General features: G+C 71.9%; 26 protein-coding genes. 10 read left to right on the top strand and 16 right to left on the bottom strand.

Annotated elements, in window-relative coordinates; all coding sequences use genetic code 11:
* Window positions 1–133 precede the first annotated feature (133 nt).
* The 4 genes from ACIQVL_RS05810 (at window position 134) to ACIQVL_RS05825 (ending at window position 3,267) form a co-directional block, all read left to right on the top strand.
* Window positions 134–1,090 carry a metal ABC transporter substrate-binding protein gene (locus tag ACIQVL_RS05810; protein WP_403427843.1) on the top strand — a complete coding sequence of 319 codons (957 nt, stop codon included), beginning with the start codon at window positions 134–136 and terminating at the stop codon, window positions 1,088–1,090.
* Between the two features lie 26 nt (window positions 1,091–1,116).
* Entirely contained in the window at window positions 1,117–1,881 is a 765-nt protein-coding gene (locus tag ACIQVL_RS05815; RefSeq protein WP_403427840.1) for a metal ABC transporter ATP-binding protein, read from the top strand.
* The gene (locus ACIQVL_RS05820) at window positions 1,881–2,783 is read left to right on the top strand and encodes a metal ABC transporter permease (RefSeq protein ID WP_403427838.1); all 903 of its coding nucleotides are present in this window, start codon (window positions 1,881–1,883) and stop codon (window positions 2,781–2,783) included. Before ACIQVL_RS05815 ends, ACIQVL_RS05820 begins: the two co-directional genes overlap by 1 nt.
* A 61-nt stretch (window positions 2,784–2,844) precedes the next feature.
* Window positions 2,845–3,267: a Fur family transcriptional regulator gene (locus ACIQVL_RS05825; protein WP_403427836.1), complete on the top strand. Its 423-nt coding sequence runs from the start codon at window positions 2,845–2,847 to the stop codon at window positions 3,265–3,267.
* Between the two features lies 1 nt (window position 3,268).
* On the opposite strand, the gene ACIQVL_RS05830 is transcribed toward ACIQVL_RS05825, so the two are convergent.
* The 11 genes from ACIQVL_RS05830 to ACIQVL_RS05880 form a co-directional block, all read right to left on the bottom strand.
* Entirely contained in the window at window positions 3,269–3,808 is a 540-nt protein-coding gene (locus ACIQVL_RS05830) for a YcxB family protein (RefSeq protein ID WP_403427834.1), read from the bottom strand.
* Window positions 3,809–3,831: 23 nt separating this feature from the next.
* Window positions 3,832–5,184, bottom strand: a complete 1,353-nt coding sequence (locus tag ACIQVL_RS05835) for a histidine-type phosphatase (protein WP_403474537.1) — start codon at window positions 5,182–5,184, stop codon at window positions 3,832–3,834.
* Window positions 5,185–5,272: 88 nt separating this feature from the next.
* Window positions 5,273–6,112 (bottom strand): isoprenyl transferase, encoded by an 840-nt coding sequence (locus ACIQVL_RS05840; protein WP_403427831.1) that lies wholly within the window; start codon window positions 6,110–6,112, stop codon window positions 5,273–5,275.
* A 40-nt stretch (window positions 6,113–6,152) separates the two neighbouring features.
* Window positions 6,153–6,902 (bottom strand): DNA repair protein RecO, encoded by a 750-nt coding sequence (gene recO, locus ACIQVL_RS05845; protein ID WP_403474538.1) that lies wholly within the window; start codon window positions 6,900–6,902, stop codon window positions 6,153–6,155.
* Between the two features lie 49 nt (window positions 6,903–6,951).
* On the bottom strand, window positions 6,952–7,167 hold the full coding sequence (locus ACIQVL_RS05850; protein ID WP_403427826.1) for a hypothetical protein: 216 nt from the start codon (window positions 7,165–7,167) through the stop codon (window positions 6,952–6,954).
* A 113-nt stretch (window positions 7,168–7,280) separates the two neighbouring features.
* Window positions 7,281–8,207 (bottom strand): dihydrodipicolinate synthase family protein, encoded by a 927-nt coding sequence (locus ACIQVL_RS05855; protein WP_403474539.1) that lies wholly within the window; start codon window positions 8,205–8,207, stop codon window positions 7,281–7,283.
* Window positions 8,207–9,214 carry an oligopeptide/dipeptide ABC transporter ATP-binding protein gene (locus tag ACIQVL_RS05860; RefSeq protein ID WP_403427822.1) on the bottom strand — a complete coding sequence of 336 codons (1,008 nt, stop codon included), beginning with the start codon at window positions 9,212–9,214 and terminating at the stop codon, window positions 8,207–8,209. The genes ACIQVL_RS05855 and ACIQVL_RS05860 overlap by 1 nt, the downstream gene beginning before the upstream one ends.
* Window positions 9,211–11,253 carry a dipeptide/oligopeptide/nickel ABC transporter permease/ATP-binding protein gene (locus ACIQVL_RS05865; RefSeq protein ID WP_403474540.1) on the bottom strand — a complete coding sequence of 681 codons (2,043 nt, stop codon included), beginning with the start codon at window positions 11,251–11,253 and terminating at the stop codon, window positions 9,211–9,213. Before ACIQVL_RS05865 ends, ACIQVL_RS05860 begins: the two co-directional genes overlap by 4 nt.
* Entirely contained in the window at window positions 11,250–12,209 is a 960-nt protein-coding gene (locus ACIQVL_RS05870) for an ABC transporter permease (RefSeq protein ID WP_403474541.1), read from the bottom strand. The genes ACIQVL_RS05865 and ACIQVL_RS05870 overlap by 4 nt, the downstream gene beginning before the upstream one ends.
* Before the next feature lie 4 nt (window positions 12,210–12,213).
* Entirely contained in the window at window positions 12,214–13,818 is a 1,605-nt protein-coding gene (locus tag ACIQVL_RS05875) for an ABC transporter substrate-binding protein (protein WP_403474542.1), read from the bottom strand.
* Window positions 13,819–14,025: 207 nt separating this feature from the next.
* Window positions 14,026–14,442 (bottom strand): nuclear transport factor 2 family protein, encoded by a 417-nt coding sequence (locus ACIQVL_RS05880; RefSeq protein WP_403474543.1) that lies wholly within the window; start codon window positions 14,440–14,442, stop codon window positions 14,026–14,028.
* 126 nt (window positions 14,443–14,568) lie between these two features.
* Here ACIQVL_RS05880 and ACIQVL_RS05885 point away from each other — a divergent pair, with 126 nt between their 5' ends.
* Together ACIQVL_RS05885 and ACIQVL_RS05890 are read left to right on the top strand one after the other, a co-directional pair.
* Window positions 14,569–15,228 carry a TetR/AcrR family transcriptional regulator gene (locus ACIQVL_RS05885; RefSeq protein ID WP_403427812.1) on the top strand — a complete coding sequence of 220 codons (660 nt, stop codon included), beginning with the start codon at window positions 14,569–14,571 and terminating at the stop codon, window positions 15,226–15,228.
* A gap of 207 nt (window positions 15,229–15,435) precedes the next feature.
* Window positions 15,436–16,044 (top strand): TetR/AcrR family transcriptional regulator C-terminal ligand-binding domain-containing protein, encoded by a 609-nt coding sequence (locus ACIQVL_RS05890; RefSeq protein WP_403427809.1) that lies wholly within the window; start codon window positions 15,436–15,438, stop codon window positions 16,042–16,044.
* A gap of 7 nt (window positions 16,045–16,051) precedes the next feature.
* Here the strand turns inward: ACIQVL_RS05890 and ACIQVL_RS05895 are convergent, their stop codons facing one another.
* The 5 genes from ACIQVL_RS05895 to leuA form a co-directional block, all read right to left on the bottom strand.
* Entirely contained in the window at window positions 16,052–17,086 is a 1,035-nt protein-coding gene (locus ACIQVL_RS05895; RefSeq protein ID WP_403474544.1) for a hypothetical protein, read from the bottom strand.
* Entirely contained in the window at window positions 17,083–17,616 is a 534-nt protein-coding gene (locus tag ACIQVL_RS05900; RefSeq protein ID WP_351954952.1) for a SigE family RNA polymerase sigma factor, read from the bottom strand. Before ACIQVL_RS05900 ends, ACIQVL_RS05895 begins: the two co-directional genes overlap by 4 nt.
* 71 nt (window positions 17,617–17,687) lie before the next feature.
* Window positions 17,688–18,866, bottom strand: coding sequence for an exo-alpha-sialidase (locus ACIQVL_RS05905; protein ID WP_403427805.1), 1,179 nt, complete (start codon window positions 18,864–18,866; stop codon window positions 17,688–17,690).
* 537 nt (window positions 18,867–19,403) lie between these two features.
* Complete coding sequence (locus ACIQVL_RS05910; protein ID WP_403427803.1) at window positions 19,404–20,099, bottom strand: TerB family tellurite resistance protein; 696 nt, start codon at window positions 20,097–20,099, stop codon at window positions 19,404–19,406.
* A 185-nt stretch (window positions 20,100–20,284) separates the two neighbouring features.
* Window positions 20,285–22,006, bottom strand: a complete 1,722-nt coding sequence (gene leuA, locus ACIQVL_RS05915) for a 2-isopropylmalate synthase (RefSeq protein ID WP_403427801.1) — start codon at window positions 22,004–22,006, stop codon at window positions 20,285–20,287.
* Window positions 22,007–22,326: 320 nt separating this feature from the next.
* Here leuA and ACIQVL_RS05920 point away from each other — a divergent pair, with 320 nt between their 5' ends.
* From ACIQVL_RS05920 to ACIQVL_RS05935, 4 genes are read left to right on the top strand one after another with little or no spacing between them, the layout of a single operon-like run.
* Window positions 22,327–23,412: a M4 family metallopeptidase gene (locus ACIQVL_RS05920; protein WP_403474545.1), complete on the top strand. Its 1,086-nt coding sequence runs from the start codon at window positions 22,327–22,329 to the stop codon at window positions 23,410–23,412.
* Between the two features lie 52 nt (window positions 23,413–23,464).
* The gene (locus ACIQVL_RS05925) at window positions 23,465–23,731 is read left to right on the top strand and encodes a protealysin inhibitor emfourin (protein WP_093503208.1); all 267 of its coding nucleotides are present in this window, start codon (window positions 23,465–23,467) and stop codon (window positions 23,729–23,731) included.
* A gap of 59 nt (window positions 23,732–23,790) precedes the next feature.
* Window positions 23,791–25,137 (top strand): GH1 family beta-glucosidase, encoded by a 1,347-nt coding sequence (locus tag ACIQVL_RS05930; protein ID WP_403474546.1) that lies wholly within the window; start codon window positions 23,791–23,793, stop codon window positions 25,135–25,137.
* Window positions 25,134–26,390 carry an MFS transporter gene (locus ACIQVL_RS05935; RefSeq protein WP_403474547.1) on the top strand — a complete coding sequence of 419 codons (1,257 nt, stop codon included), beginning with the start codon at window positions 25,134–25,136 and terminating at the stop codon, window positions 26,388–26,390. The genes ACIQVL_RS05930 and ACIQVL_RS05935 overlap by 4 nt, the downstream gene beginning before the upstream one ends.
* Window positions 26,391–26,630: the final 240 nt, after the last annotated feature.

A 26,630-nucleotide genomic window follows, 5' to 3' on the forward strand; every position in this document is an offset into this window, starting at 1 on the left:
ACGACGGGCGACGAAGCAAAGACGCTTCAGAGCGAATGCTTCAGGGTACCGGCGGGGCCTCCCCCTCAACCAAATCGGTTCCCCTCACCAGGCTTGTTGACAACGGTTTCCATATTTGTTGAAAATGACTCTCATGAACGTACGACGACGCCTCATACCCGCGGCCGCCGCGACCACCGTCACCGCACTCGGCATAGCGACCCTCACTGCCTGCGGCGGCGACGCCACGGCGGCCCAGACCGGGAAGTTCGACGTCGTCGCGTCGTTCTATCCGATGGCCTACCTCGCCGATCAGATCGGCGGCAGCCACGTCCATGTCACCAGCCTCACCCAGCCCGGCCAGGAGCCGCACGACCTGGAGATCAGCCCCAGGCAGATCATCGGGATCGAGAAGTCCGACGCGGTCCTCTACCTGAAGAACCTCCAGCCCTCCGTCGACGACGCGGTCGCCCAGTCGTCGGTGAAGACGAAGATCGACGCGGCCTCCCTGACCACGCTGGAGAAGCACGGCAACGAGGTCGGCGGCCACGCGGCCTCCCACGACACCTCCGAGAACGAGGAGCTGTCCGGCCTCGACCCGCACATCTGGCTCGACCCGGTGCGCTACGCCCAGGTCGCCGAGGGCGTCGGCAAGGCCTTCGAGAAGGCCGACCCGGACCACGCGGCCGACTACGAGAAGAACACCGCGGCCCTGGTGAAGAAGCTGAACGCGCTCGACACCCGGTTCAAGGACGGCCTCGCGGACACGAAGTCCAAGGTCTTCATCACCACCCACGCCGCCTTCGGCTACCTCGCCGAGCGCTACGGCCTGACCGAGGAGGCCATCAACGGCCTCGACCCCGAGTCCGAACCGAGCGCGGCCCGCGTCAGGGACCTGGAGACCATGGCCAAGGCCGACGGCGTCACCACCGTGTTCTACGAGACGCTCGTCAGCGACAAGACCGCCAGGACCATCGCCGCCGACGCCGGGCTGAAGACGGACGTCCTCGACCCGATCGAGGGCATCACCGCCAAGTCCCGCGGCCGGGACTACTTCGCGGTCCAGGAGGCCAACCTCAAGGCGCTCCAGCAGGCACTGGGCACCAAGTGACACGCCACGGGACAGGAGACGACGACATGAGCGGCGAGCCCGTCATATCCCTGCGCGGCGTCACCGCCGAGCTGGGCTCGCGCCCCGTCCTGCGCGGCATCGACCTCACCGTGCACCGCGGTGAGGTCGTCGCGCTGCTCGGCGCGAACGGCTCCGGCAAGTCGACCGCGATCCGCACGATCGTCGGCCAGGTGCCGGTGAGCGGTGGCGAGGCCGAGCTGTTCGGCACCCCCCGCCGTACCTTCCGGGACTGGTCGCGGGTCGGCTACGTCCCGCAGCGCACCACCGCGGCCGGCGGCGTGCCCGCCACCGTCACCGAGGTCGTCTCCGCCGGCCGCCTCTCCCGCACCCGCTTCGGCCTGTTCCGCAAGGCCGACCACGCGGCCGTACGGCACGCGCTCGGCCTGGTCGGCATGGCGGACCGGGCCAGGGACAACGTGGAGGCGCTCTCCGGCGGCCAGCACCAGCGGGTACTGATCGCCCGCGCGCTGGTCGCCGAACCCGAACTGCTGATCATGGACGAGCCGATGGCGGGCGTCGACCTGGCCAGCCAGGAGATCCTCGCCGAGACCCTGCGCGACCAGGTCGCACAGGGCACCACGGTCCTCCTCGTCCTGCACGAGCTGGGTCCGCTGGAGCCCCTGATCGACCGGGCGGTCGTCCTGCGCGACGGCTGCGTGCTGCACGACGGCCCGCCGCCGCGCGCCGTCGGCCAGCACGCCCTCCCCGGCCACGACCACGTCCACCCCCACGACGAGCACACACCACTGCGCACGGGACTGCTGAGCTGATGGACTTCCTGAACTACGCCTTCATGCAGCGGGCCCTGCTCGCCGCCGTCCTGGTCGGCATCACCGCCCCCGCCGTCGGCATCTACCTGGTCCAGCGCCGCCAGGCCCTGATGGGCGACGGCATCGGCCACGTCGCGATGACCGGCGTCGGCCTCGGCTTCCTGCTCTCGACGTCCCCCGTCTGGATGGCGACGGCGGTCTCCGTCCTGGGCGCGATCGTGATGGAGCTGATCCGCTGGTACGGCCGCACCCGCGGCGACATCGCCCTCGCGATGCTCTTCTACGGCGGCATGGCCGGCGGCGTGATGCTGATCAACCTCGCACCGGGCGGCTCCAACGCCAACCTGATGTCGTACCTCTTCGGCTCGCTGTCGACGGTGTCCGAGTCGGACGTGACCGCGATCTGCCTGCTGGCGGCCTTCGTCCTGCTGGTCACGCTCGGCCTGCGCCGGCAGCTGTTCGCGGTCAGCCAGGACGAGGAGTTCGCCCGGGTGACCGGCCTGCCGGTCCGGGCGCTGAACCTGCTGACGGCGATCACCGCGGCGGTCACCGTGACGGTCGCGATGCGCGTGGTGGGCCTGCTGCTGGTCTCCGCGCTCATGGTCGTCCCGGTGGCCGCCGCCCAGCAGCTGAGCCGCAGCTTCGCGGCCACGTTCGCGATCGCCGTCGCGATCGGTGTGACGGTGACGATCGGGGGCACGATCACGTCGTACTACCAGTACGTCCCGCCGGGCGCGACGATCGTCCTGCTGACCATTGCCGCGTTCGTCGTGCTGAGCCTGCTGGCCACCCCGCTGGCCCGCCGACGCGCCCGCGCGGCGGCCGCACGACGGCCCGCCGGGGATCCGGCGGAGTGCGCGATTCCGGCCACCCGGGGGGCCGCCGACGAGGTCGGCGTCTGAACGCCCTCGGCCGGGACTGGCACAATGGCCCGGCAGAGGCAGTGACGTGAGGAGGCAACCGGTGACGACCGCTGGACCGCCCGTGAAGGGCCGCTCGACCCGTCAGCGGGCAGCCGTGGCGGCGGCCCTGGACGAGGTCGAGGAGTTCCGCAGCGCGCAGGAACTGCACGACATGCTCAAGCACAAGGGCGACTCGGTGGGCCTGACCACGGTCTACCGCACCCTCCAGAACCTCGCCGACGCCGGCGAGGTCGACGTCCTGCGCACGTCCGACGGCGAGTCGGTGTACCGCCGCTGCTCCACCGGCGAACACCACCACCACCTGGTCTGCCGCGTGTGCGGCAAGGCGGTCGAGGTGGAGGGCCCGGCGGTGGAGAAGTGGGCCGAGGCCATCGCCGCCGAGCACGGGTACGTCAACGTCGCCCACACCGTCGAGATCTTCGGGACGTGCGCGGACTGCGCGGGGGCCGCGGGGAGCTGCTGAGCTACACGCGGGTGAGGTGCCGGTCGAGGATCGCCCGCAGCCGGTCGGCGTCGGCGGGGTCCGCCAGGCCGCGCTTGGGCAGCACGGTGAAGCAGGAGACGTTCTTGTCGTCGCTGTAGGTGAAGAAGGCGTCCTTGGTCTCCCGATAGCGGGGCTGCGCCGACCAGTTGAGCGACGTCGTGGTGTTGTCGTTGACCAGCGTCAGTCCGGCGTCCGTCACGGTCGCACGAAACGTGCCGTTGCGGGCGCCGAGCTTCTGGAACGCTCGGGCCTGGAGCCGGGGCGTGAAGAACACCAGGGTCGCGGCCAAGGGCATCAGGATCAGCAGGAACCAGTTGGGCTTGTCGCGCCCCGCCAGGGACAGCGAGGCGTTCAGCACGAAGCCGAACGCCACGGCGACGAAGGCCCAGCGCCGCGGCCGCACCCACCGCCGCCGCAGCCGCTCGCGTTCCCGCAGCGCCCCCATGAAGTCCTCCGTCGCCGGCCGGTAGGCCAGCTCCACCACGCCCTGACCGGCGTCCCGCCCCATGTCCATGACCATGGGGCGGATCGTACCGGCGCAGGTCAGCTGCGGTCGAAGCACTTCTCCAGTTCGTTCAGGTCGTAGAACGCGCTGTGCTTCGAGACCGGCCTGCAGCCCGCCTTGAAGGCGATCTCCTTCTCGTTGTAGAGCATCCGCACCAGGTAGTCGTCGCCCTTCCGGAAGACGTCCCACTGGATGTTGGAGGCCAGGGAGGCCACCTCGGCGCCGCGCCACGGGTTGTCGGCGTACGTGTACGTGCTGCCCGGCGTCGCCGCCTGCTCGCTGCCCGGCAGCTGCATCAGCGCGGCCAGCGGGATGATCTCCTCGGCGTGCGTGAAGCGGAGTTCGGCGCCCAGCGTGCTGGTGCCGTCCCGCTTCGCCTCGACCTGCTTGAAGAAGTCGTCGAGGAGGACGTCCGCCATCTTGTAGGTGATGTCGCTGTCCGAGAAGCTCGGGCCCTTCTCGTAGAAGTCCTCGGCGTCGCTGAGGTAGCCGAACCAGGCCGCGTCGCGCGGGGCGATGTAGCGGTCGAAGTCCCAGCCCTTGCCGTCCGGGCTCTCCTCGCTCATGGCGGGCGCGATGGCGTAGAGGTTGTAGACGGCGGTGGCGGCGGTGATGTCGTCGGCGGTGGCGGCGAACTCGCCGTCCACGATGCGCTGCACGAACGCCGGCTTGAAGATCCTGCCGAGCACCCGGGCGGCCGCCTTGTGCGAGGCCGGCTGGTCGGTGACCGACTTCAGGGTGGTGGCGAGCCGCTCGTCGGTCGCGAGCCACTTCTGGTAGTCGGCGCCGCCGGACGACTTGTGGAAGTAGAGGAGGTTCTTGTCGACGCGGGCGGTGCCGAGCGAGGACTTCAGCGCCGGGTCGGCGTCGGTGAGGGCGGTGGCGAAGACCGTACCGCTGTCGACCGCGCGGCCCTGGCCGGAGCTGACGACGTCGATCTTCTCGCCGTTCGCGGCGATCGAGGAGAAGAGCGACGGCAGGCGCTTGTCCAGGCGGACGGCGGTGGCGCGGAGTTCGTCCTTGCCGCGGCCGCTGAGGTTGCCGTACCCGATCGCGCTCATGGCCGCTTCGAGCGCCTGCACGTCCGGGCCGAACTTCTTGCCGCGCGCGGTGAGCTGGCCGTCGGCCTTCGCCTGGTTCCAGAGCGTGAGGACCGTGTCGCCGTCCTCGCCGTCGGTGGCGGAGCGGGAGCCGTGCCGGGAGACGTTCTCGGTGAAGACGGCGGTGTAACCGGCCGGCGGCTGCTGGTAGGTGCGCGGGTTCTGGCCGGGGGCGTAGACGGCCTTGGTGCCGTAGCTGTCGCGGTGGGTGAGCCCGGTGTCCGTGGCGTGCGCGGGGAGCGCGGTGAGGAGCAGGGCACCGAGCGAGAGGACGGGGATGACGCGCTTCATGAGGACCGTTCCAGAGGCGGGGGACCGGGGGGTGGCCGACGATGGATCTTCCGCATCCTCGACGGCCCTCATGAACGGCGGATGGCGGTCAGTTGCCCTCGTGGTTGCCCTCCATGGCGAGCAGCTCCTCGTTGGGGATCGCCCCGCCGAACCGCCGGTCGCGGGAGGCGTATTCGATGCACGCCCGCCACAGGTCACGGCGGTCGAAGTCGGGCCACAGCACGTCCTGGAAGACCAGCTCGGCGTAAGCGCTCTGCCAGAGCAGGTAGTTGGAGGTGCGCTGCTCGCCGCTGGGCCGCAGGAACATGTCCACGTCCGGCATGTCCCCGTAGTACATGTGCTTCTGGATGGTCTTCTCGGAGATCTTCGACGGGTCGAGGCGGCCCGCCTTCACCTCCTCGGCGATCGCCTGCACCGCGTCGGCGATCTCGGCCCGGCCGCCGTAGTTCATGCAGAAGTACAGGGTGAGCAGGTCGTTGTCCTTGGTCTGCTCCTGGGCGACCAGCAGCTCCTTGGCCACCGACTTCCACATCCTGGGCATCCGGCCCGCCCAGCGCACCCGGATGCCGAGTTCGTCGAGCTGGTCGCGGGTCTTGCGGATGAAGTCGCGGTTGAAGTTCATCAGGAAGCGGACCTCGTCGGGCGAGCGCTTCCAGTTCTCGGTGGAGAAGGCGTAGAGCGAGATGTTCCGCACGCCGATCTCGATGGAGCCCTGGAGGACGTCGAGGACGCGCTCGGCGCCGACCTTGTGGCCCTCGGTGCGCGGCAGCCCGCGGTCCTTCGCCCAGCGGCCGTTCCCGTCCATGACGATCGCCACGTGGTTCGGGACCAGCTCGCCCGGGAGCTTCGGCGGACGAGCGCCGGACGGGTGCGGCTCCGGCGCCTTGTACTCGCGGCGCTGACGCCCCAGGATCCCGCGTACCACCATGTGCTTCGTCTCCCTCTGGCTTTCCCGCTAGCTCTTCCCGCTAGCTTTTCTCCACGTACCTGAGCGAGCGCAGCCCGCGCTCCAGATGCCAGTGCAGATAGGCCGACACCAGCCCGCTGCCCTCCCGGACGTGCCGGGCCTCGGCCGCGTCCGCGGTCTCCCAGTCTCCCGTAAGCAGCGCGCCGAGCAGAACCAGGGTCTGCGGCGAGGGTACGACGCTGCCGGCCACCCGGCAGTCGACGCAGACGCTGCCGCCGGAGCCGACCGAGAAGAAGCGGTTCGGACCGGGCATGCCGCACTTGGCGCAGGCCTCGAAACTGGGCGCGTAGCCGTTGACGGCGAGGGAGCGCAGCAGGAAGGCGTCGAGGACGAGGTGCGGGGCGTGCTCGCCGCGGGCGAGGGTCCGCAGGCCCCCCACGAGCAGCAGGTACTGCTGCACGGCCGGCTCGCCCTCGTGGTCGGTGAACCGCTCGGCGGTCTCCAGCATGGCCGTCCCGGCGGTGTACCGCGCGTAGTCGGTGACGATCCCGCCCCCGTACGGCGCGATGGTCTCGCTCTGCGTGCACAGCGGCAGCCCGCGCCCGATCAGTTCACTGCCCCGCGCGAAGAACTGCACGTCGACGTGGGAGAACGGCTCAAGGCGGGCCCCGAACTTCGACTTCGTCCGCCGCACCCCCCGGGCCACCGCCCGCACCCGGCCGTGCCCGCGGGTGAGCAGGGTGATGATCCGGTCCGCCTCACCCAGCTTCTGGGTGCGCAGCACGATGCCGTCGTCGCGGAACAGGCTCATGGGCCCATTCTGCCCTGCCGCCGGAAGGGGGTGCGGGGTGAGGCGGACCTCAGGAGGCCTCGCCGCGGCTGCGGGCGTTGGCGTGGGCGGTGGCCGCGCCGAGCCGTTCGGCCTGGGTGGCGACGCGTACGACGTCCGGGGGCGCGTCCCACTCCCGGCCTCCCCCGTACGGCCGCAACTGCACGTAGGGGCCCTCGTGGCCCATGACGATGCCCAGCCGTCCGGTACGGGTGTCGACGGCACAGGAGCCGATGGGGAGGTTCATCGCGTTCACCTCACCTGGCTCCCCCGCCCCTGGGAATTTCACGCTTCGCATCACCGGTGTGGCGCTGCGTGCCTAGACTCGGCCGGAGTCTGTCCCGGGCGCCGGGACGGCGTTCACATCAGGCCGGCGCCCGCCAGGTACTTCGCCACGCACTCGGTCTCCTCCTGGGACAGCGGCACCTGGGGCTCTGCGGTGGCGGGGCAGTCGATCACCCCGCGCAGGTGCAGCGCCGTCTTGAACGCCCCCAGCCCCGCCGAGCTGCCGCCCATCCGGGCCGGGTCCCCGGCGCCGGTCATCCGGTAGAGGCCGCACAGCCGCTCCTGCTCGGCCCGCGCCCGCTCCCAGTCGCCCGCCCGGCAGAGCCGGTCCAGGCGGACGTACCCGTCCGGGTCGACGTTGGCGAGCCCCGGGACCGCGCCGTCGGCGCCCAGCGCGAGGGCCGAGTCGACGGTCAGCTCGGACCCCGTCAGCGCGCTGAACCCGGTCAGGCCCCTGCTGCCGGTGACGACCTCGCGGAAGCCCGCCAGGTCACCGCTGGAGTCCTTCAGCCCGGCCAGCACCCCGTCGGCGGCCAGTTCGAGCACCAGGTCGGCGGGGAGCTTGCTGTGGACGGCGACCGGGATGTCGTAGGCGATGACCGGGACCGGCGACCGCTCGGCGACCAGGCGGTAGTGGCGGGCGATCTCGGCGGGGTGGGTGCGGGTGTAGAAGGGCGCGGTGACGACGACGGCGTCCGCGCCGGCCGCGGTGACGGACGCGACGTGGTCGAGGACCCGGGGGGTCGTCATGTCGATCACGCCCGCCAGGACCGGGAGCCGGCCTGCCACGTGGGCGGCCACCGTCTCGGTGACCAGCCTGCGCTGCCGGTCCGTCAGGTACGCCGCCTCCGACGTCGAGCCCAGCACGAACAGGCCGTCCACCCCGGCCGCCGTCAGATGGTCGACGAGCCTGCGCAGGGAGACGACGTCCACCTCGCGGTCCGGTGTCAGGGGCGTGCAGACGGGCGGTACGACACCGGTCAGCGGGGTGGGCAGCGTCATCAGGGCTCCCTGGGCAGGCTGTGGCTCGGCTGGTCCTCCTCCCCAGCATCCACGGGGTGGTGGCAGCGATAGCGGTGACCGGGCCGTGACGCGGCCGTGAAGTCAGGCATGCGGACGGCACACGCGTCGTCCGCCCGCCAGCACCGGGTGCGGAACGGGCACCCGGACGGCGGCCGGGTCGCCGACGGCACCGGCCCCGTGAGCGGGATCGGGTCGATGGGGTTCAGCAGCCCCGGGGTGGCCGAGAAGAGGGCCCGGGTGTACGGGTGCCGGGCGTGGCCGGTGACGTCGGCGGCCGGGGTGTCCTCGACGATCCGGCCCAGGTACATCGTGATCACCCGGTCGCTCATCCGCCGTACCGTCTGGATGTCGTGGGAGACGAAGACCATGGCGAGGCCGAGGCGTTCGCGCAGGTCCAGGAGGAGGTTGAGGATCTGGGCGCGGACCGAGACGTCCAGGGCGCTGGTCGGTTCGTCCGCCACCACCAGGTCGGGGTCCAGGGCGAGCGCGCGGGCGATCGCGACGCGCTGCCGCTGGCCGCCGGAGAGCTGGCCCGGCAGCGCCTCGGCGAGCGCCCGGGGCAGGCCGACCAGGCTCATCAACTCCCGCACCCTGTCCTCTCGTTCGGCCTTCGTGCCGCGCTCGTGGACGTCCAGCGGGTCGCGCACGATGCGGCGGACGGGCAGGCGGCGGTTGAGGGCCGTCGACGGGTCCTGGAAGACCATGCCGGTGCTCGCGCCGACGGTGGTCCGGCGGTCGCCCGGCGGCATCGCCCACAGGTCCCGGCCGTGGAAGGTGACGGTGCCGGCCGTCGGCCGCTGGATGCCGACCAGCACCTTCGCCAGCGTCGACTTGCCGCACCCCGACTCGCCGACCACGCCGACGGTCTCGCCGGGCGCCACGGTGAGGTCGGCGCCGGTCAGCGCGTACACCCGGTCCCGGCCGAACAGGCCCCCGCCGCGGGCCCGGTGGACCACGTCGACGCCGGCCAGCTGCACCGCGCTCATGTCACCGCCTCCGTGCTCGCCGCCAGATCGACGGCCGGGTGGTGGCAGGCCGCGGTGTGGGTGGAGGTGCCGGTGAGACCGGGTGGTGTCGTACGGCAGACCTCGCTCGCGGCCGGACAGCGGTCGCTGAAGCGGCACCCCGCGGGGAAGTCGGCGGGGGACGGGACCACGCCCCTGATCTGGGTGAGCCGCTCGGCCCCGGACTCCAGCGACAGCACGCTGCCGAGCAGACCGCGCGTGTAGTGGTGGGTGGGGACGCCGACCAGTTCGGCGGTGACGCCGGTCTCGACGATCTGGCCGCCGTACATCACCACCACCCGGTCGGTGACGTCGGCGACCAGGGCGAGGTCGTGGGAGACGAGGATCAGCGCGAAGCCGAGTTCCTCGCGGAGGCGGAGCAGGAGTTCCATCACCTGGGCCTGGACGGTGACGTCGAGGGCGGTGGTGGGTTCGTCGGCGATGATCAGGCGGGGGTCGCGGGAGAGGGCCATCGCGATGAGGACGCGTTGGCGCTGGCCGCCGGAGAGTTCGTGGGGGTAGCTCCGCAGTGTGCGGGTGGGGTCCAGGCCGACGAGGGTGAGGAGGTCGGCCGGGGTGCGGTGGCCGCCGCGTCTTGTCAGCTGCTTGAGCTGGGCGTTGATGGTCATGGAGGGGTTGAGGGAGGAGAGGGCGTCCTGGTAGACCATCGCGATCTCGTGGCCGAGGAGGCGGTGGTGGGGGGTGGTGAGGTCCGTGGGCGGGTGCGGGGGTGTGGGGGCTGGTCGCGCCCCCGCGGCGGCAGCCGCATAGTCAGTACAGCCCCGCGCCCCTGGCGGGGCGCTCCAGGCGACGGTGTTGAAAAGGATCCGGCCCGTCACCCTGGCCGCCTTCGGTTGCAGGCCCATGATGGTCAGGGCCGTCAGGGACTTTCCGCAGCCCGACTCGCCCACCAGGCCCAGGACTTCGCCCGGGTGGATGTCGAAGCTGATGCCGTTCACGATGTTCGTGCCCCGGTGGCGGTCCGGGAAGGCGATGGTGAGGTTCTCCACGGAGAGGACCGGTGGGCCCTGCCGGGAGGGGAGCGGACGGGCGCGGGCCCGGAGCCGTTCTGCCGCCTCGGTCAGGGACGGCAGCTCCGGGGCCTCCCCCGGCTCGACCACCTCCGCGGGCTCCGTCGGATCCGTCTCCCGTGCCGCCGGTGCCGCCCAGGCGTCCGAGACGCCCTCGGAGAGCATGTTGAGGGAGAGGACCGTGAGGAGGATGAGCAGGCCGGGGAAGAGGGTGGCCCACCAGCCGCCGGTCAGGACCATGTTCTTGCCGTCGGCGATGACGCTGCCCCAGGAGGGGTCGGGGGGCCGGACGCCCGCGCCGATGAAGGACAGGGACGCCTCGAAGACGATGGCCTCGGCGACCTGGACGGTGCAGAAGACGAGGACGGGGGCGAGGCAGTTGACCGCCACGTGGCGGATCACGATGTGCGGGGTGCGGGCGCCGATGACGCGTTCGGCGGTGACGTAGTCCTCGCCGTACTGGTCGAGGACGTTGGCGCGGACGACCCTCGCCACCGGCGGGGTGAAGAGGAAGGCGATCGCGCAGATCAGGACCGTGATGCCGCCGCCGAAGACGGCGACGAGGACGGCGGCGAGGGCGATGCCGGGGAACGCCATGACCACGTCCAGGCAGCGCATCAGGGTCTCGTCGACGGCCTTGCGGGAGGTGGCCGCGAGGGCCCCGAGCAGGGCGCCGGCGACCAGGGCGAGACCGGTGGCGCCGAGGCCGATGGCGAGGGACCAGCGGGCCCCGTACATCAGCCGGCTGAGGATGTCCCGGCCGAGGCTGTCCTGGCCCATCCAGTGGCCGGCGGAGGGGTGGCCGGTGCCGTCGACGGGGGCCTGCTGGGCCAGGGGGTCGTCGGGGGCGAGGAGGGGGGCGAAGACCGCCACCAGGACGATCACGGTGAGGAAGGCGAGGGCCGCCTTCGACAGCGGTGACAGCCTGCGCAGCCGTACGCCGGGGCGGGCGAGGGCGGTGGTGAGGGCCGCGCGGGTGAACGTCGTCATGTGGCCTCCCTCAGGCGCGGGTTGACCAGCAGGTAGAGGACGTCGATGACGAGGTTGACGACGACGAAGCCGGTCGCGGTGGTGAGGACGACGCCCTGGACGACGGCGGGGTCACCGTTCTGGACGGCGTCGATCATCAGCTTGCCCATGCCGGGCAGGGCGAAGATGGTCTCGATGACGACGGCGCCGCCGAGCAGGTAGCCGACCCGCAGGCCGAGCACGGTCAGGGGGTTGACCAGGGCGTTGCGCAGGACGTTGCGGCCGACGACGACGTGGGGTGGCAGGCCGCTGCCGATCGCGGTGCGGACGTAGTCCTTGTCGAGTTCCTCGACGACCGAGGTGCGGACGATCCGGGTGAGCTGGGCGGCCACCGGGAGGGAGAGCGCGAGGGCGGGCAGGGCCATGGTCCTCAGCCAGCCGGTGACGGAGTCCTCGGGGTTGATGTAGCCGCCGGCCGGGAACCAGCCGAGGTCGACGGCGAGGTACTGGATCATCAGCAGGGCCAGCCAGAAGGCGGGGGCGGCGACGCCGACCAGGGAGAGGACGCGGATGGCCTGGTCGGGCCAGCGGTCGCGGTGGATGGCCGCGGTAACGCCTCCGGCGAGGGCCAGGACGACGGCGATGCCGAGGCCGAGGAAGGTCAGCTGGAGGGTGAGCGGCAGGGCGGTGAGGACCTGGTCGAGGACCGGGGTGCGGGTGAGGGCGCTGGTGCCGAGGTCGCCGTGGAGGAGGCCGCCGACGAAGTGGACGTAGCGCAGCGGGAGAGGGTCGAGGAGGCCGTTGCGGGCGCGGAAGTCGTGGAGTTGCTGCGGGGTGGGGTTGGCGCCCTGGAAGAACGCGGACGCCGGGTCGACGTCGGAGAACCGCATCACCAGGAACACGAACAGGGCGATGCCGAGCAGCAGGGGCACCAGCAGGGCGGTGCGGCGCAGCAGGATGCGCAGGACGGCGGCCATGCGGTCAGGCCCACTTGGCGGTGAGGACGTTGATGCCCGGGTAGGGCTGGGCCCTTATGCCGGTGAGTCTGCGCGGGTCCCAGGCGGTGATCAGCTCGTTGTGGACGACCGGGTAGAGGACGGCCTGTTCGGCGACGACGTCGAGGTACTCCTGGATCATCGTCTTCTTCTTGTCCGGGTCGGGTTCGCGGGTGGCCGCGTCCATGTCCTTGAAGAGCTGCCTGGCGACGGCGTTGTCGGCCCAGCGGGCGTAGCCCATCCACAGGTTCCGGGGGCCGTAGTTGTAGTGCATGATCAGGTCGGCGTCGAGGCCGAACTGGTTGGGGTTCGAGACGGCGGCGACGACCTGGTAGTCCTGTTTCTGGTCCATCTTGGTGAACACGGCCGTGGTCTCCTGCGGGGACAGGGTGGTGGCGACGCCGATCGCGTCCCAGGACGACTTGATGGTGGGCAGGCAGTCGACGAGCCAGCTCACGTTGGACGCGAGGATGTTCACGCGCAGGCCGCTGACTCCGGCGGCCCTCAGGAGCGCCTTCGCCCGGTCGGGGTCGTGGTCGTAGACCGTCTTCGCGCGGCGGTAGGCGGGGTTGGTCTCGTTCAGGAACGAACTCGCGGGTTTTCCGTGGCTCTTGAGGGCGACCTCGACGATCTTCGCCTTGTCGATGGCGTAGTGCAGGGCCTGGCGGACCCGGACGTCGTCGAAGGGCTTGTGCTGCGTGTTGAACATCAGGAACGCGTTGTTCATCCCTGCGCCGCCGCCGACCGACAGGCCGCCCTGTTCGAGGCGGGGGATGTTGGCGTAGGGGATGTTGTCGGAGATCTGGGCGCCGGCGCCGGCCCCGGAGATCCGGGCCACGCGGGAGGCGGCGTCGACGATCGTCAGCCAGTTCATCTTCCGGAAGGCGGGCCGGCGGGGGCCGTTGTAGCGGTCGTACGCGGCGAAGGTGGTGTTCGACTTCGGGTGGTGCCCGGTCTGCCGGTACGGTCCGGAGCCGACCGCCAGTCCCCTGATCGCGTCGTCCCAGGCGCCGGGCCGGGAGAACACGTGCTTCGGCATGATCTTGGCGAGGGTGAGGCGGGCGACGCCGTCCGGGAAGGGGAACCTCAGCACCAGGTCGACGGTCCGGGCGTCGACCTTGCGGGCCTCCTTCAGCCAGCTCGCGAAGAAGCCCTGGGCGAGGGTCTGGGTGCCGGGGTCGAGGATCCGGTCGAAGACGAAGACCACGTCGTCGGCGGTGACCGGCTTGCCGTCGTGGAAGGTGGCGCCGGAGCGCAGGGTGAACCGCCAGGTGGTGGCGTTCGCGTCGGCGGGCAGCCGGGTCGCCAGCGCCGGGTAGGGGGCGCGGGTGATCGGGTCGGTGTCGGCGAGGCCCTCGTAGAGGTGGTTGTTGGCGGCCATCGCGAACGCGGACGCGGTCTGGGTGGGGTCCCAGCTGCCGTCGTTGCCGTAGCCGATCACCGCGGTGAGGGTGCGGCCGGAGCCGCTGCCGCCCAGGTCGATCGTGGACTTGGGGCCGCAGGCCGTCAGTGTCGTCAGCGAGGCGGCCGCGCCCAGGGCCCCGGCGTGCTTCAGGAACGTCCTGCGGCCGTGGGTCGCCTCGTCGCGCACGGTGCCTCCAGCGTGGGGGAAAGGAGACGTCGGACGTCCGGTGTTAGCGCGACCATAAGAAAGGGTTCGGGGACGGTCAAGGCAAGGCGCGCGAATGGCGTAAACCGCCAGAGGTGGGACCAATGGCGCCGCACGGGTGGGGTTCACGGGGCTGCGGACGCACGGGAGTTGGCGCCGGCCGCACGGGCGGCGGCCGACGCCGGGGCACTACGCGGGAGCCGTCAGCTGGGCGGCCACCGCGGCGCCGTCCAGCCACACGTTCTCCCGGGAGATCAGGCCGTCGCGGAACTCGAAGACGTGCAGGATCCGGAAGGTGATCCGGCGGCCGCCGCCCGGGATCCCGAGGAAGGAGCCCGGGACGGTGCCCGTCATCACGTTCTCCATGGTGACGGCGTCGTCGGAGTAGTAGGTGCGGGTCCGCTCCTCGCTCTCGGCACGGAAGTCCTTGCACAGCCGGCGGTAGAAGTCGAGCGCCGCCGGGACGCCGCGCTTCGGGCCGTTCGGGTCGCCGACGACGTCGTGCTCGATGTCGTCGGTGTAGACGGCGACCGAACCCTCCGGGTCACCGCGTTCCTCGGCGCTCATGTGCGCCTCGATCAGCGCTTCCATTTCGGCGGGTGTCATGGAGCCCATGGTCGGGAGCCCCCTCTCTCGTCACGCCGCACGCTCCTCGCGGAGCCTGCGGCCCCCGTAATGAGACAGTGATACCGTAATGAGAGAAGTTTCTCACCACAAGAGGGGATTCTCATCATGGAGGGGAGTGAAGGGAGCGCGAAGGGCGCGCAGGACGGCCGGCGCAACCAGAAGCTGCGCACCCGGCGGGCGCTCGTCGACGCGGCCGCCGAGCTGCTGCGCGAGGGGCACCCCGTCACCATCGCGGACGTGGCGGAGGCCGCCCGGGTCTCGCCCGCCACCGCCTACCGCTACTTCTCCGGCCCCCAGGAGCTGATCCGGGAGACCCGCACCCTGCTGCGCAGCCCGGACGTCACCGCGGACCTGCCCGCCGACGCCGCCGGGCGGGTGGACACGCTGGTCTCCCGGGTCGCCGACATGCAGCTGGCGAACGAGCCGGCGTGGCGGGCCATGCTGAGCGCGAGCCTGGAGCGGTACTTCAGACGGACCGGCGACGAGCCGCCGGTGGGCTCCGACGACGGCCCGGCGGAGGAGTTCCCGGTCCGCAGCCGCACCCGCCTCGACCTCTCCCGCACCGCCCTGGACCCCCTCGCCGCGACCCTCCCGCCCGCCGCCCTGCGCCGGCTGACCATGGCGCTCACCCTGGTCTACGGCGTGGAGGCACTGGTCTCGACCCGTGACGTCTGCGAACTGGACCGCGAGGAGGCGAAGGACGTCATGCGCTGGGCGGCCCGAGCCCTGCTGGACACGGCACTGCGCGAGGAGGCCGGGGGCTAGGCGCTCCGCCGGAACGGCCGCGACACGCCGCCGGCCGACCCCGGCGCCGTCGCGGCCGGTCGCGCGGTTCCCCGCGCCCCTTACAGGGGCGCTCCGCCGGCCGCCGCACCGGCGTCCCGTCCGCATGGGCAGATTGTGGACGCGCCGTCCATATGTCACAGTGAGTGGTCGACAGACAGGGTCAGGAGAACGGTCGGGAGGCGGCACGTGGAGCAGAGCACGGAAGGAACACCGGTGCGGCGCGGGCGCGGGCGGCGGCCCGCGGAGGAGGTGCGGGCCGATGTGCTCGCCGCCGCCGGGGCACTGCTCCTGCGCGACGGCATGGCCGCTTTCACCTTCGAGCGGGTCGCCCAGGAGGCCGGGGTCAGCAAGACGACCCTGCACAAGTGGTGGCCCTCGCGCGGCACACTCGCGCTCGACGGCTACTTCCACGCCGTCGAGCCGACCCTCGCCTTCCCCGACACCGGCGACATCGGCGCCGACCTGACGGCCCAGCTCCGCGCGTTCGTGCGGCTGCTCACCGGGACCCCCGCCGGGCGGGTGATAGGCGGGCTCATCGGCCAGGCGCAGACCGACCCCGAACTGTCCGCCGCGCTGCTCCAGCGCTACACGGGGCCGCGCCGCGAACTGGCCGTCGCGGCGATGCGGCGCGCCCAGGACCGCGGCCAGCTGCACCCCGACGCCGACCCCCAGATCCTGGTCGACCAGCTCTGGGGGGCCTGCTACCACCGCCTGCTGCTGCCCGACGAACCCCTCACCGAGGAGTTCGCGGAGCGGCTGGTCGCCAACCTGCTGCACGGGGTCGGCACCGGCTGAGCCGCCGCTACGGCAGCGTCTTCTCGTACGACGCGTCGTGGTCGGAGTCGTAGACGAGCTTGCCCGCCGCGTCGTAGCCCTTCAGGTGCGGGGCCACGGTGACCTGCTTGTCCAGCGTGCCGGTGGCGACGAACCAGCCGTGGTCGAGGACCACCTCGCCCGCGCCGCCGCCGTAGGAGACCGTCATCGTGGCCACCGAGGCGCGGTAGCCGCCGATGATCCCCCACCGGAACGGCAGCTTCCAGTTGCCCTTGTCGATGGCCGACTGCTGGTAGAGCTTGCCGCTGTTGATGTCCGGGGCCACGGGTGTCCGCACGCCGCCGAAGGGGTCCCCGATGCTGGTGTTCAGGCCGTCGGCCGCGCCGTCCTTGACGGTGCAGATGAGCCGGGTCGGCTTCGGCTTCTCCCGCACCGCGACCACGAAGTAGCCGTCGCCGGGGGCGTTGGAGTCCCCGGTGCTGCGCATCGCCAGGATGATCCGGTAGTCGGCCGGCCTGCCGAGGTCGGTGTAGGTCGGGTCCTTGGGGAGGCGGTGCGCCTTGTTGTAGTCGAGGCACTTGCCGAGTCCGGCGGCGGCCTGGTCGAAGGTGATCCCGTCGAGCAGCTGGTCCGCCGCGGACGCCGGGCGGGCCGGGGCCGACGGGTCGCCCGACGGGGTCGACGCCGACGAGGACGCCGACGCCGACGCCGAGGACGTAGGGGCGGCCGGGCCCGACGGGGTCCCGGACGGTGGCGGGGCCGACGCGGTGGCCGGGCCGGTCGGTGCCGGGCTGGCGCTGGCCAGCACCGTGGGACCGGGCCCGGCCGGGCTCGCCGTGGTGCCGCCGCCCAGCGCGTACGCCCCGACCGGCACCACCGCAAGCGCCGCCAGCGCCGCCCCGCCCACGGCCAGGCGCCGCCGCCGCTCCAGCACGCCCCGGCGCCGGATCTCCGGGTACGGCACCGGTGACGGCCGGACCAGGGACGCGTCCCCGGCCAGCAGCGCCCGCACCCGGGCCTCGAACTCCGGCTCGGGCGCCCCGCCCTGCCTCTGACCGCTCACCTGCTGCCTCCCTGCACGGGCGCCGCGTGGCTCATGGCCTGCGCGAGCCCCGGAACCGTACGCAACTTCGCCAGGCCCTTGGACGCCTGGCTCTTGACCGTGCCCGGGGAGCAGCCGAGCACCTCGGCGACCTCCCCCTCGGACAGGTCCTCCCAGTACCGCAGCACCACCACCGCGCGCTGCCTCGGCGGCAGCCCGGCCAGGGCCGCGAGCAGCGTGCCGCGCTCGTCGGCCCGGGACACGGCGTCGTCGTACCCCGCGCGCTCCGGCGGTGCGTCGGTCAGCGACTCGGCGACCCGGCGCTTGCGGAACCGGTCGCTGTTGCAGCTGACCAGCATGCGGCGGACGTACGCCTCCGGATGGTCGGTCCGGGAGACGCGCCGCCAGGACCGGTAGGCCTTCGCCAGCGCGGTCTGCGTCAGGTCCTCCGCGTGGTGCGGGTCACCGGTGAGCAGATAGGCGGTCCGGACGAGCTGCGACCACCGTGCTCTGACGAATTCCTGGAACTGGGCCTCTAGTTCGGCCTGCATCAGCCACCCCCTCGCCCTCCAGACCGCCGGATCCGTGGATTCGGTTGCCCGGCGGCCGAAGACCGTTCCGGTCAGGGGGCCGCGACCCGCCGGAACTCGATCGTGTCGTACGCCGTCCTGGTGCCCGTCTCGTACAGCACCCCCACCGTGCGCCTGTCCACCTCGACCAGGTCCGAGTAGGCGGCCTTCAGGTCGGACAGGGTGAGGTACTTCTCGAAGGTGATGCCCTGGTCCGTGCTGGTCCACAGGGCCATGGTCCGGCGGGCCGTCGGGACCGACGGGGCGGAGAAGAGCAGCGGGCCCTCGCCGCCCGGGAGCTGGAGGACGGAGCCCTCGACCACCGGGACCCGGGACAGGGTCGGCTGGACGCTGTAGGGGGCGTCCAGGGTCTCGCCGCCGTCGCTCGACCAGGCCTCCAGGCGGTTGCCCGGACTGGAGCCGTTCTGGTCGCGGGCGTTGAAGTAGAGCCGTCCGTCGGGGAGTTGGGCGGCGGTGGTCTCGTTGGCGTTGTCGTGGCCGGTGTAGGAGTCGTCGACGAAGCCGAGGTGCCAGCCGAGGCCGCCGTCGTCGCTGTAGATCGCGTGGCCGCCGTAGTACCTGGCCTCCCGGCCGGTGTCGGCCGAGCCGGCGCGCGGGGCGGCGGAGTGGTCGGCGGCGACGACCAGGCGGCCGCGGTGCGGTCCCCGGGTGAGCGCGACGGCGTGCCCGGGGCCGGTGGCGTACCAGCGCCAGCCGGAAGGTTTCACCTGGGCGGTGATCTCGCGCGGGCGGCTGAAGTGGCGTCCGTCGTCGTCGCTGCGCTGCACGTACACCCGGCGGCTCTGCGCCCCGGTGACCTGGCCGCGCATGATCTGGTCCTCGTTCACCGAGCCGTCGTTGTACGAGGTCACCAGGACGATCCGGCCGGTCCGCGGGTCCACCACCGGCGCCGGGTTGCCGCGGGTGTCCCCGTCGCCGGCGGCCACCACCCGGAGCGGGTCCCAGGTGCAGCCGCCGTCGGCGGAGCGCCTCAGCACGACGTCGATGTCACCGCTGTCCCCGGTGGTGGAGTGCCGGCCCTCGGCGAACGCGAGCAGGGTGCCGCGCCCGCTGCGGACGACGGCCGGAATGCGGAACTGGGCGTAGCCGCCCTCGCCGGAGACGTACGGCACGGACGACACGCAGCCGGCCGCCGCCCAGGCCCTGGGCCCGGCCGTGAACGCCCCGAGCAGCAGGGCGGCGGCGAGCGAGAACCTGCTCGCACGGGTCACTGGAGACACATGACTCACGCTTCCATGGTCCTCCCGCTCGGCATCCTCGCACCCCTATAACGCCCAAACGGGTCAAAAGGTTTGGCATGCCGTCAGCTGTGACAGACCCGGCACCGGCCACGGAGGGCGGCGCGCAGCCGCCGTGCAGGCGTTCGCCAGGCCCTCCAGCGCCTCGCGGTCTCCTCGTGATCGGGGCCGTACCGGCTCCGCGCGGCCCGACGACCGCCCAGCGCCGCAGCGGGGCGCCGGGGGGCGTCCGCCACCGCGGTGGGATCGTCGAGGCCCGCCTCCCGGGCATCCCCGTCCGGCGGTTCGCGCAGGACACCTCCCGGCCGAACCCCGGGTCTCTCCCACGGATGCCCGACTCCCCCGCCAGGCACCGGAATTCCCCGGCCGCCCGCCGCAGGCACCCCGTGCGTACCGGAAATACCCCCGCCTGCAGGAGAGCAGAGGGGGTTTTACGGCCGGGTGTCACCGAGGACGGGCGGCGCCGGGTGTCCGCGGCTCACGACGGTAGGCGGGCCGGACGCCCCGGGCTCACGACGGCATGCGGGCCGCCGCCAGGAGCCGGCTCACGTCGTCGGCGCAGATGGTCAGGGCCGCGCCGACGGTGCCGAGGACCTCGCGTTCGGCGTTGGTGTAGGGGCCGTCGGCGAGCGCGATCCGGGCGCCCTGCAGGAGCAGTGCCTCGCGTCCGGCGGGGGCGAGGTGCGGGGCGAGCGGGTCGAGGGCCTCGTGCAGCTCTATCGCGAGGCTCGCCCGGTACGGCTGCTCGAAGACCCGCCCGGTGTCCGCGACGAGGGCCTCGACCAGCGCGCTCAGCTGGTCCTCCGTGGCCTCCTCGAAACCGGCCGCGCGGACCGCGCCCGCCGCCGCCTCCAGGGCCGTACGAGCACAGGTGCCGCCGGCCGCGAGGACGGCCAGGGCGACGGTGTGCACGGCGTCGCGGAGCATCGCCGAGAAGCGGGAGGTGGTGGGGTGGTCGAGGACGTCGGTGCCGTAGTGGTGGCGGCAGGCGGCGCACTCCACGACCGGTCCGGTGGTGCCGCGCGGCAGCACGGGCACGCCGAGCAGGGTGAAGCGGCGCCGGCCGGTGAGCCGCTGGTAGTTGCGGTCGCCGCCGCAGCCGGGGCAGAAGAACTCCCCGTCGCCGACGGGTGTCCAGGCGGTGCGGGTGCCCACAATGCGGGCAGGCCTGGCGGTTCGGCAGTCTCGTCCCCGTACTGGCAGCACGTCGCACCTCCGTAACGCCGTGGCAACATCGCCACCGCTGGCGTGATGTTAGCCACATGGAGGAGCCTGAGTCAGTACCCCGTACGAGACCAGTCCGTGACCTGCACATCGAGATGGCCGGGAAACGACGGGGCCCTGATCGCCACGAGAGCTGATCAGGGCCCCGAAACCGCCGTTCAGAGGGGTTATCGCGTGGCGCGGTTGACGGCGGAGACGACCGCCTTCAGCGACGCACGCGTCGTGTTCGCGTCGATGCCGATACCCCACAGGATCTTGCCGTCGATCGCACATTCGATGTAGGAGGCGGCCTGCGCGGAGGCACCCTCGCTCATCGTGTGCTCCTGGTAGTCCAGGAGACGTACGTCGATGCCCAGGCCCTGCAGCGCGTCGAAGAACGCGGAGATCGGGCCGTTGCCGGAGCCGGTCAGCACCGTGTCCTGGCCGTCGACGGTGGCCTCGACGGTGAGGGTGTCCACGCCGTCGGTGTCGGTGGTCGACTGGCCCGTGCGCACCTGGACGCGGCCCCAGGCGTTCTCCGGGTTCGGCAGGTACTCGTCCTGGAAGACCGCCCAGATGTCGGCGCCGGTGACCTCGCCGCCCTCGGCGTCCGTCTTGGCCTGGATGAGCTTGGAGAACTCGATCTGCATCCGGCGCGGCAGGTCCAGCTTGTGGTCGTTCTTCAGGACGTAGGCGATACCGCCCTTGCCGGACTGCGAGTTGACCCGGATGACCGCCTCGTAGGAGCGGCCGACGTCCTTCGGGTCGATCGGCAGGTACGGCACGGCCCACTCGATGTCGTCGACGGTGACGCCCTTCGCGGCCGCGTCGGCCTCCATGGCGTCGAAGCCCTTCTTGATGGCGTCCTGGTGGGAGCCGGAGAAGGACGTGTAGACCAGGTCGCCCACGTACGGGTGGCGCGGGTGGACCTCCATCTGGTTGCAGTACTCCCACGTACGACGGATCTCGTCGATGTCGGAGAAGTCGATCTGCGGGTCGACGCCCTGCGAGAACAGGTTCATGCCCAGGGTGACCAGGTCGACGTTGCCGGTGCGCTCGCCCTGCCCGAACAGGCAGCCCTCGACGCGGTCGGCGCCGGCCATCAGCGCCAGTTCGGCGGCGGCGACGGCGGTGCCGCGGTCGTTGTGCGGGTGGATCGACAGCACGACGTGCTCGCGGCGGGACAGGTTGCGGTGCATCCACTCGAAGCGGTCCGCGTGCGTGGACGGCGTCGAACGCTCCACCGTGGCGGGCAGGTTGAGGATGATCTCGCGGCCCGGACCCGGCTGGTAGACGTCCATCACCGCCTCGCAGACCTCCAGCGCGAAGTCCAGCTCGGTGTCGGTGAAGATCTCCGGCGAGTACTGGTAGCCGAACTCCGTCTCCGGGCCCAGCAGTTTCTCGGCGTACTCCATGACCAGGCGGGTGCCGTCGACGGCGATCTGCTTGATGTCGTCCTTGGAGCCGCGGAAGACGACCCGGCGGAAGACGGGGGCGGTCGCGTTGTACAGGTGGACGGTGGCCCGCCGGGCGCCCTTCAGCGACTCGACGGTCCGCTCGATCAGGTCCTCGCGGGCCTGGGTCAGCACGGAGATCGTCACGTCGTCCGGGATCGCGCCCTCTTCCTCGATGATCGAGCGCACGAAGTCGAAGTCGGTCTGGCCGGAGGCGGGGAAGCCGACCTCGATCTCCTTGTAGCCCATCTTGACCAGCTGGTCGAACATCCGGCGCTTGCGCTCGGGCGACATCGGGTCGATCAGGGCCTGGTTGCCGTCGCGCAGGTCGGTGGAGAGCCAGCGGGGGGCTTCGGTGATCCGCTTCCCGGGCCAGGTGCGGTCGGGGATGTCGACCTGCTCGTACGTGCCGTACTTGTGGACCGGCATGGAACTGGGCTGCTGACGGTTGACCATGATTGCGGGGCTCCTGGTGGGTGTCCGGAAGGACGGCCGACGACGCAACGCGAAGCTCCGCGGGGAGGGAGTCGACCTGGACTACAGGCCCTCGCCGCGGCAGCTAAGAAGAAGCAGCCCGAAACGCATGATGCTCCGCATGCTAGCCGAGCCCCTTCGGCGGCGGGGCGCCGTATCAGTATGCGGGACCACGGGGAGAAAAAGGACAAAACGTGCGCCATACCACTCCCACTCACGGAGAGTGGTCAATTGTCACGGTATTTCACCAATCACGGTTGCAGGTAGTGACAGCCGAGTGACGCAGTGCGAAGGTGCGGTGCATGACGACCAACGGGGGCTCTGAGCCCGTCATCCGCCGCACGCCCGTCTTCTGCACGATCGTGCCGCCGCACATCCTCGACCACCTCGCCACCCACGAGGACCGGGCACTCGCCGACTCCGCGCTGCGCACCCTGCAGCACGACTCGGCCCAGCGCACCCGCCGCCGCGTGACCGCGGTCCGCACCGCGGCCGCCGTGACCGCCCCGGCGCCCGCGACCGCGCAGCCCCGCCGCACGATCTACGACGCCGGGCACCGCACCGACCTGCCCGGCACCGAGGTCCGCCAGGAAGGCTCCGAGCCCGGCCAGGACGCCACCGTCAACCGCGCCTACGCCGGCCTCGGCGCCACCTTCGACCTGTACCTGAAGGCGTACGAGCGCGACTCCATCGACGGCAACGGGCTGGCGCTGAACGCGAGCGTCCACTACGACGTCAACTACGACAACGCCTTCTGGAACGGCGACCAGATGGTGTTCGGGGACGGCGACGGCGAGATCTTCGTCGACTTCACCACCTCCGTCGACGTCATCGGCCACGAGCTCACGCACGGCGTCACCCAGTACACCGCCAACCTGGAGTACTACGGCCAGTCCGGCGCCCTGAACGAGTCGGTCTCCGACGTCTTCGGCTCGCTCATCAAGCAGTACTCCCTCGGCCAGAGCGCCGAGCACGCCGACTGGCTGATCGGCGAGGGCCTGCTCGCCCCGGGCGTCCACGGGGTCGCCCTGCGCTCGATGAAGGCGCCGGGCACGGCGTACGACGACCCGCGCCTCGGCAAGGACCCGCAGCCGGCGACCATGCAGCACTACGTGAAGACCAGCCGGGACAACGGCGGCGTGCACATCAACTCCGGCATCCCCAACCACGCCTTCTACCTGCTCGCCACCACCCTCGGCGGCAACGCCTGGGAGCGCGCCGGGCAGATCTGGTACGACGTCCTCACCGGCGGCGAACTGCGGTCGGACGCCACGTTCACGGACTTCGCGAAGCTCACGGTGGCCGCGGCCAAGGCCCGCTACCAGGCGGGCGAGGAGAGCGAGGCCGCCCTCAAGGCCTGGGCCCAGGTGGGCGTGCAGGCCTCCTGACCGCGCGGGGGCGGGGATGCGCACCGCCCGGTTCCGTACTACACAGGGACCCATGCGTATTCAGGTGAGGCGCACGGGCGGGTTCGCGGGCATCGAGCGCCGGGCCGAGGTGGACACCTCGGGCCGGCCCGACGCCCCCGAGTGGCAGGCCCTGGCCGAGCGCGCGCTCGCGGCCGGCCGGGGCGCCCCGCCGCCCGGCGTGCCGGACGGGTTCGCGTACGAGATCACGGTGGACGGACGGACGGTGTACGCGGCCGACCCGCGGCTGTCCGAGGAGCAACGCGAACTGATCTCACGGGTGTTGAAGGAAGGGGCGTGACCGGGCCCCGTAACGGGTAGTTCACGCCCGGGCGTTGACTTATGTTACCGGGGGTAAGGATGATCCCGGCCATGGCGACAGACGCGGTCCATCCGATCACCCCCTTTCCCCGGTTCCCCGACGGCTTCCTCTGGGGCGTCTCGACCTCGGCGCATCAGATCGAGGGCGCGGCCGACCTGCGGGAGCCGTCCGTGTGGGACGTGTTCGAGGCGGAACCGGGCCGGATCAAGGACGGCTCGACGGCGGCGGTGGCCTGCGACCACTACCACCGCCACGGCGAGGACGTGGCGCTCCTGGCCGGCCTCGGCGTGGACGCGTACCGCTTCTCGATCTCCTGGCCGCGGGTCCGCTCGGCGGACGGCCTGGACTTCTACGACCGGCTGGTGGACGAGCTGTGCGCGGCCGGCGTCCGCCCGGTCCCGGCCCTCTTCCACTGGGACCTGCCGACGGCTCTCCAAGAGAGGGGCGGCTGGCTGGACCGGGACACGGCGGCGCACTTCGCCGACTACGTCTCCACCGTCGCGGACCGGCTCGGCGACCGGGTCAAGAAGTGGATCACCCTCAACGAGCCCGCCGAACAGACCCTGTTCGGCTACGCCCTGGGCGCCCACGCCCCCGGCAAGCAGCTGATGTTCGACGCCCTCCCGGTCGCCCACCACCAGCTGCTCGCGCACGGCCTGGCGGTACGGGCGCTGCGCGCGGCCGGCGCCGCCGACATCGGCATCGCCAACTCGCACGGCCCGACCTGGCCGGCCTCCCAGGAGCAGCCGGACCTGGAGGCGGCCGCCTTCTACGACCTCCTCCTCAACCGCCTGTTCGCCGAGCCGGTCCTGCTCGGCGAGTACCCGGACGGCATGGGCGACCTGATGCCCGGCGACGTCGCCGCCGACCTGAAGGTGATCGCCGAACCGCTCGACTGGTACGGGATCAACTACTACGCCCCCACCAAGGTCGGCGCCCCGCAGGGCACCGAGATCGAGTTCGGCGGGCTCACCCTCCCCGCCGAACTCCCCTTCTCCGTCCAGGACATCGAGGACGTCCCGGTGACGGACTTCGGCTGGCCGGTCGTCCCCGAGGGCCTCACCGAACTCCTCACCGGCTTCCGCGACCGCTACGGCGACCGGCTCCCGCCGGTCGTCATCACCGAGAACGGCTGCTCCTACGAGGGCCTCGACGACCAGGAGCGCATCGCCTACCTGGACGGCCACGTCCGCGCGCTGCACAAGGCGGCCGAGGCCGGCGTGGACGTGCGCGGGTACTTCGTCTGGTCGCTCCTCGACAACTTCGAGTGGGCCGAGGGGTACGCGCGCCGCTTCGGCCTGGTCCACGTCGACTACGCGACGCAGGTGCGGACGCCGAAGTCGTCGTACGCCTGGTACCGGGACCTCCTGCGGGCGCAGAGATGACGACGCTCCGGGAACCCGCCGCCGCGCTGGCGGAGCCGGTCGAGCGGGTCGGCCGGGGCTGGACGTCGGCGCTCTCGCTGGCCAACGGGGCGATCTGGGTGGGCTGGTACGGCCCGCTGCAGATCCTGCTCGCCTCCCAGGCCAAGGACTTCGCGCCCGGCTCCGGAATGTCGAAGGAGACGATGCTGGCGTGGGTGACCGGCGTCGGCGCGGTGGTGTCGCTGGCCGCGAACCCGGTCTTCGGCGCGCTGTCGGACCGTACGACGTCCCGCAGGGGCCGGCGCACGCCGTGGATCGTCGCCGGTACGGCGGGCGGGGCGCTGTCCCTGCTGGTCCTCGCGGGCGCCGGCGGGATGTGGACGATGATGCTGGGCTGGGCCCTGGTCCAGCTCACCCTGAACGCGGCCTTCGCGGCGGTCACGGCGGCGGTGCCGGACCGGGTGCCGCGGCTCCAGCGGGGCTCGGTGGGCGGCTGGCTGGGGGCCGCGCAGATCCTCGGCGTGGTCGGCGGCACCGGGCTCGCGACGGCCGCCGGGGGCGTCGGGGCCGGCTATGTGGCGTGCGCGGTGTTCACGGCGCTGGGCGTCCTGCCGTACGTGCTGCGCCACCCGGACCTGCGGCTGGCGCCGGAGGACCGGCCGCCCTGGTCCTGGCGGGGCTTCCTGGCGGGCTTCTGGCTGAGCCCGCGCCGGTATCCGGACCTGGGCTGGGCGTGGCTGACCCGCTTCCTGATCAACCTCAGCAACGCACTGGTGCTGCTCTACCTGCTCTACTACCTCCGCGACCGCCTCCACTACTCCGACCCCGACCAGGGCGTGCTGATCCTGACCGCCGTCAACGGGCTGACGCTGATGGCGACGGTCGTGGTCGGCGGGGTCTGGTCGGACCGGCTGGGCCGCCGCAAACCCTTCGTGATCTGGTCCGGGATGCTGATGGCGGTGGCGACGGCGCTGCTGTCGGTGTGGCAGACCTGGCCCGGCGCAATCGTGGCCGCTGCGGTACTGGGCGTCGGCTTCGGGGTGTTCACCTCCGTGGACTTCGCGCTGATGACCGACGTCCTGCCGAAGGCCCTCGACCGCGGCAAGGACCTCGGCGTCATCAACGTCGCCAACGCCCTCCCCCAGGTCGCCGCCCCCGCCCTCGCCGCCCCGATCGTCACCTACCTCGGCGGCTACCGCGTCCTGTATCTGGTCGCGGCGGTGATCGGACTGGCGGGGGCATGGCTGGTGCGACGGATCAAAGGGGTCGACTGAGCACGCCCGGCGCCGACAACACGCCCCGAAAGGGGCGCCGGGAACTGCACGACCAGCCACCACGACGCCGCAGCCGACCGGCATTCCGGCAGAGCGCCCACCCCGGCCTACAGCACCCCGGCGACGACAGCGCCCCCGAAAGAGGCGCCGGGAACTGCACGACCAGCCACCACGACGCCGCAGCCGACCGGCGTTCCGGCAGAGCGCCCACCCCGGCCTACAGCACCCCGGCGACGACAG

Source organism: Streptomyces sp. NPDC090499 (assembly GCF_044769305.1).
Taxonomy (GTDB): Bacteria; Actinomycetota; Actinomycetes; order Streptomycetales; family Streptomycetaceae; genus Streptomyces.

Bases quoted from the DNA above. Each gene is read 5' to 3' on its own strand.
- ACIQVL_RS05865 (WP_403474540.1), bottom strand. From the start codon at position 11,253: ATGACGACGTTCACCCGCGCGGCCCTCACCACCGCCCTCGCCCGCCCC.
- ACIQVL_RS05885 (WP_403427812.1), top strand. From the start codon at position 14,569: ATGGAGGGGAGTGAAGGGAGCGCGAAGGGCGCGCAGGACGGCCGGCGC.
- ACIQVL_RS05830 (WP_403427834.1), bottom strand. From the start codon at position 3,808: ATGGTCATGGACATGGGGCGGGACGCCGGTCAGGGCGTGGTGGAGCTG.
- ACIQVL_RS05900 (WP_351954952.1), bottom strand. From the start codon at position 17,616: ATGCAGGCCGAACTAGAGGCCCAGTTCCAGGAATTCGTCAGAGCACGG.
- recO (WP_403474538.1), bottom strand. From the start codon at position 6,902: ATGAGCCTGTTCCGCGACGACGGCATCGTGCTGCGCACCCAGAAGCTG.
- ACIQVL_RS05880 (WP_403474543.1), bottom strand. From the start codon at position 14,442: ATGACACCCGCCGAAATGGAAGCGCTGATCGAGGCGCACATGAGCGCC.
- ACIQVL_RS05925 (WP_093503208.1), top strand. From the start codon at position 23,465: ATGCGTATTCAGGTGAGGCGCACGGGCGGGTTCGCGGGCATCGAGCGC.
- ACIQVL_RS05870 (WP_403474541.1), bottom strand. From the start codon at position 12,209: ATGGCCGCCGTCCTGCGCATCCTGCTGCGCCGCACCGCCCTGCTGGTG.
- ACIQVL_RS05815 (WP_403427840.1), top strand. From the start codon at position 1,117: ATGAGCGGCGAGCCCGTCATATCCCTGCGCGGCGTCACCGCCGAGCTG.
- ACIQVL_RS05930 (WP_403474546.1), top strand. From the start codon at position 23,791: ATGATCCCGGCCATGGCGACAGACGCGGTCCATCCGATCACCCCCTTT.
- ACIQVL_RS05860 (WP_403427822.1), bottom strand. From the start codon at position 9,214: ATGAGCGCGGTGCAGCTGGCCGGCGTCGACGTGGTCCACCGGGCCCGC.
- ACIQVL_RS05820 (WP_403427838.1), top strand. From the start codon at position 1,881: ATGGACTTCCTGAACTACGCCTTCATGCAGCGGGCCCTGCTCGCCGCC.
- ACIQVL_RS05810 (WP_403427843.1), top strand. From the start codon at position 134: ATGAACGTACGACGACGCCTCATACCCGCGGCCGCCGCGACCACCGTC.
- ACIQVL_RS05835 (WP_403474537.1), bottom strand. From the start codon at position 5,184: ATGAAGCGCGTCATCCCCGTCCTCTCGCTCGGTGCCCTGCTCCTCACC.
- ACIQVL_RS05855 (WP_403474539.1), bottom strand. From the start codon at position 8,207: ATGACGCTGCCCACCCCGCTGACCGGTGTCGTACCGCCCGTCTGCACG.
- ACIQVL_RS05850 (WP_403427826.1), bottom strand. From the start codon at position 7,167: ATGAACCTCCCCATCGGCTCCTGTGCCGTCGACACCCGTACCGGACGG.
- ACIQVL_RS05840 (WP_403427831.1), bottom strand. From the start codon at position 6,112: ATGGTGGTACGCGGGATCCTGGGGCGTCAGCGCCGCGAGTACAAGGCG.
- ACIQVL_RS05920 (WP_403474545.1), top strand. From the start codon at position 22,327: ATGACGACCAACGGGGGCTCTGAGCCCGTCATCCGCCGCACGCCCGTC.
- ACIQVL_RS05935 (WP_403474547.1), top strand. From the start codon at position 25,134: ATGACGACGCTCCGGGAACCCGCCGCCGCGCTGGCGGAGCCGGTCGAG.
- leuA (WP_403427801.1), bottom strand. From the start codon at position 22,006: ATGGTCAACCGTCAGCAGCCCAGTTCCATGCCGGTCCACAAGTACGGC.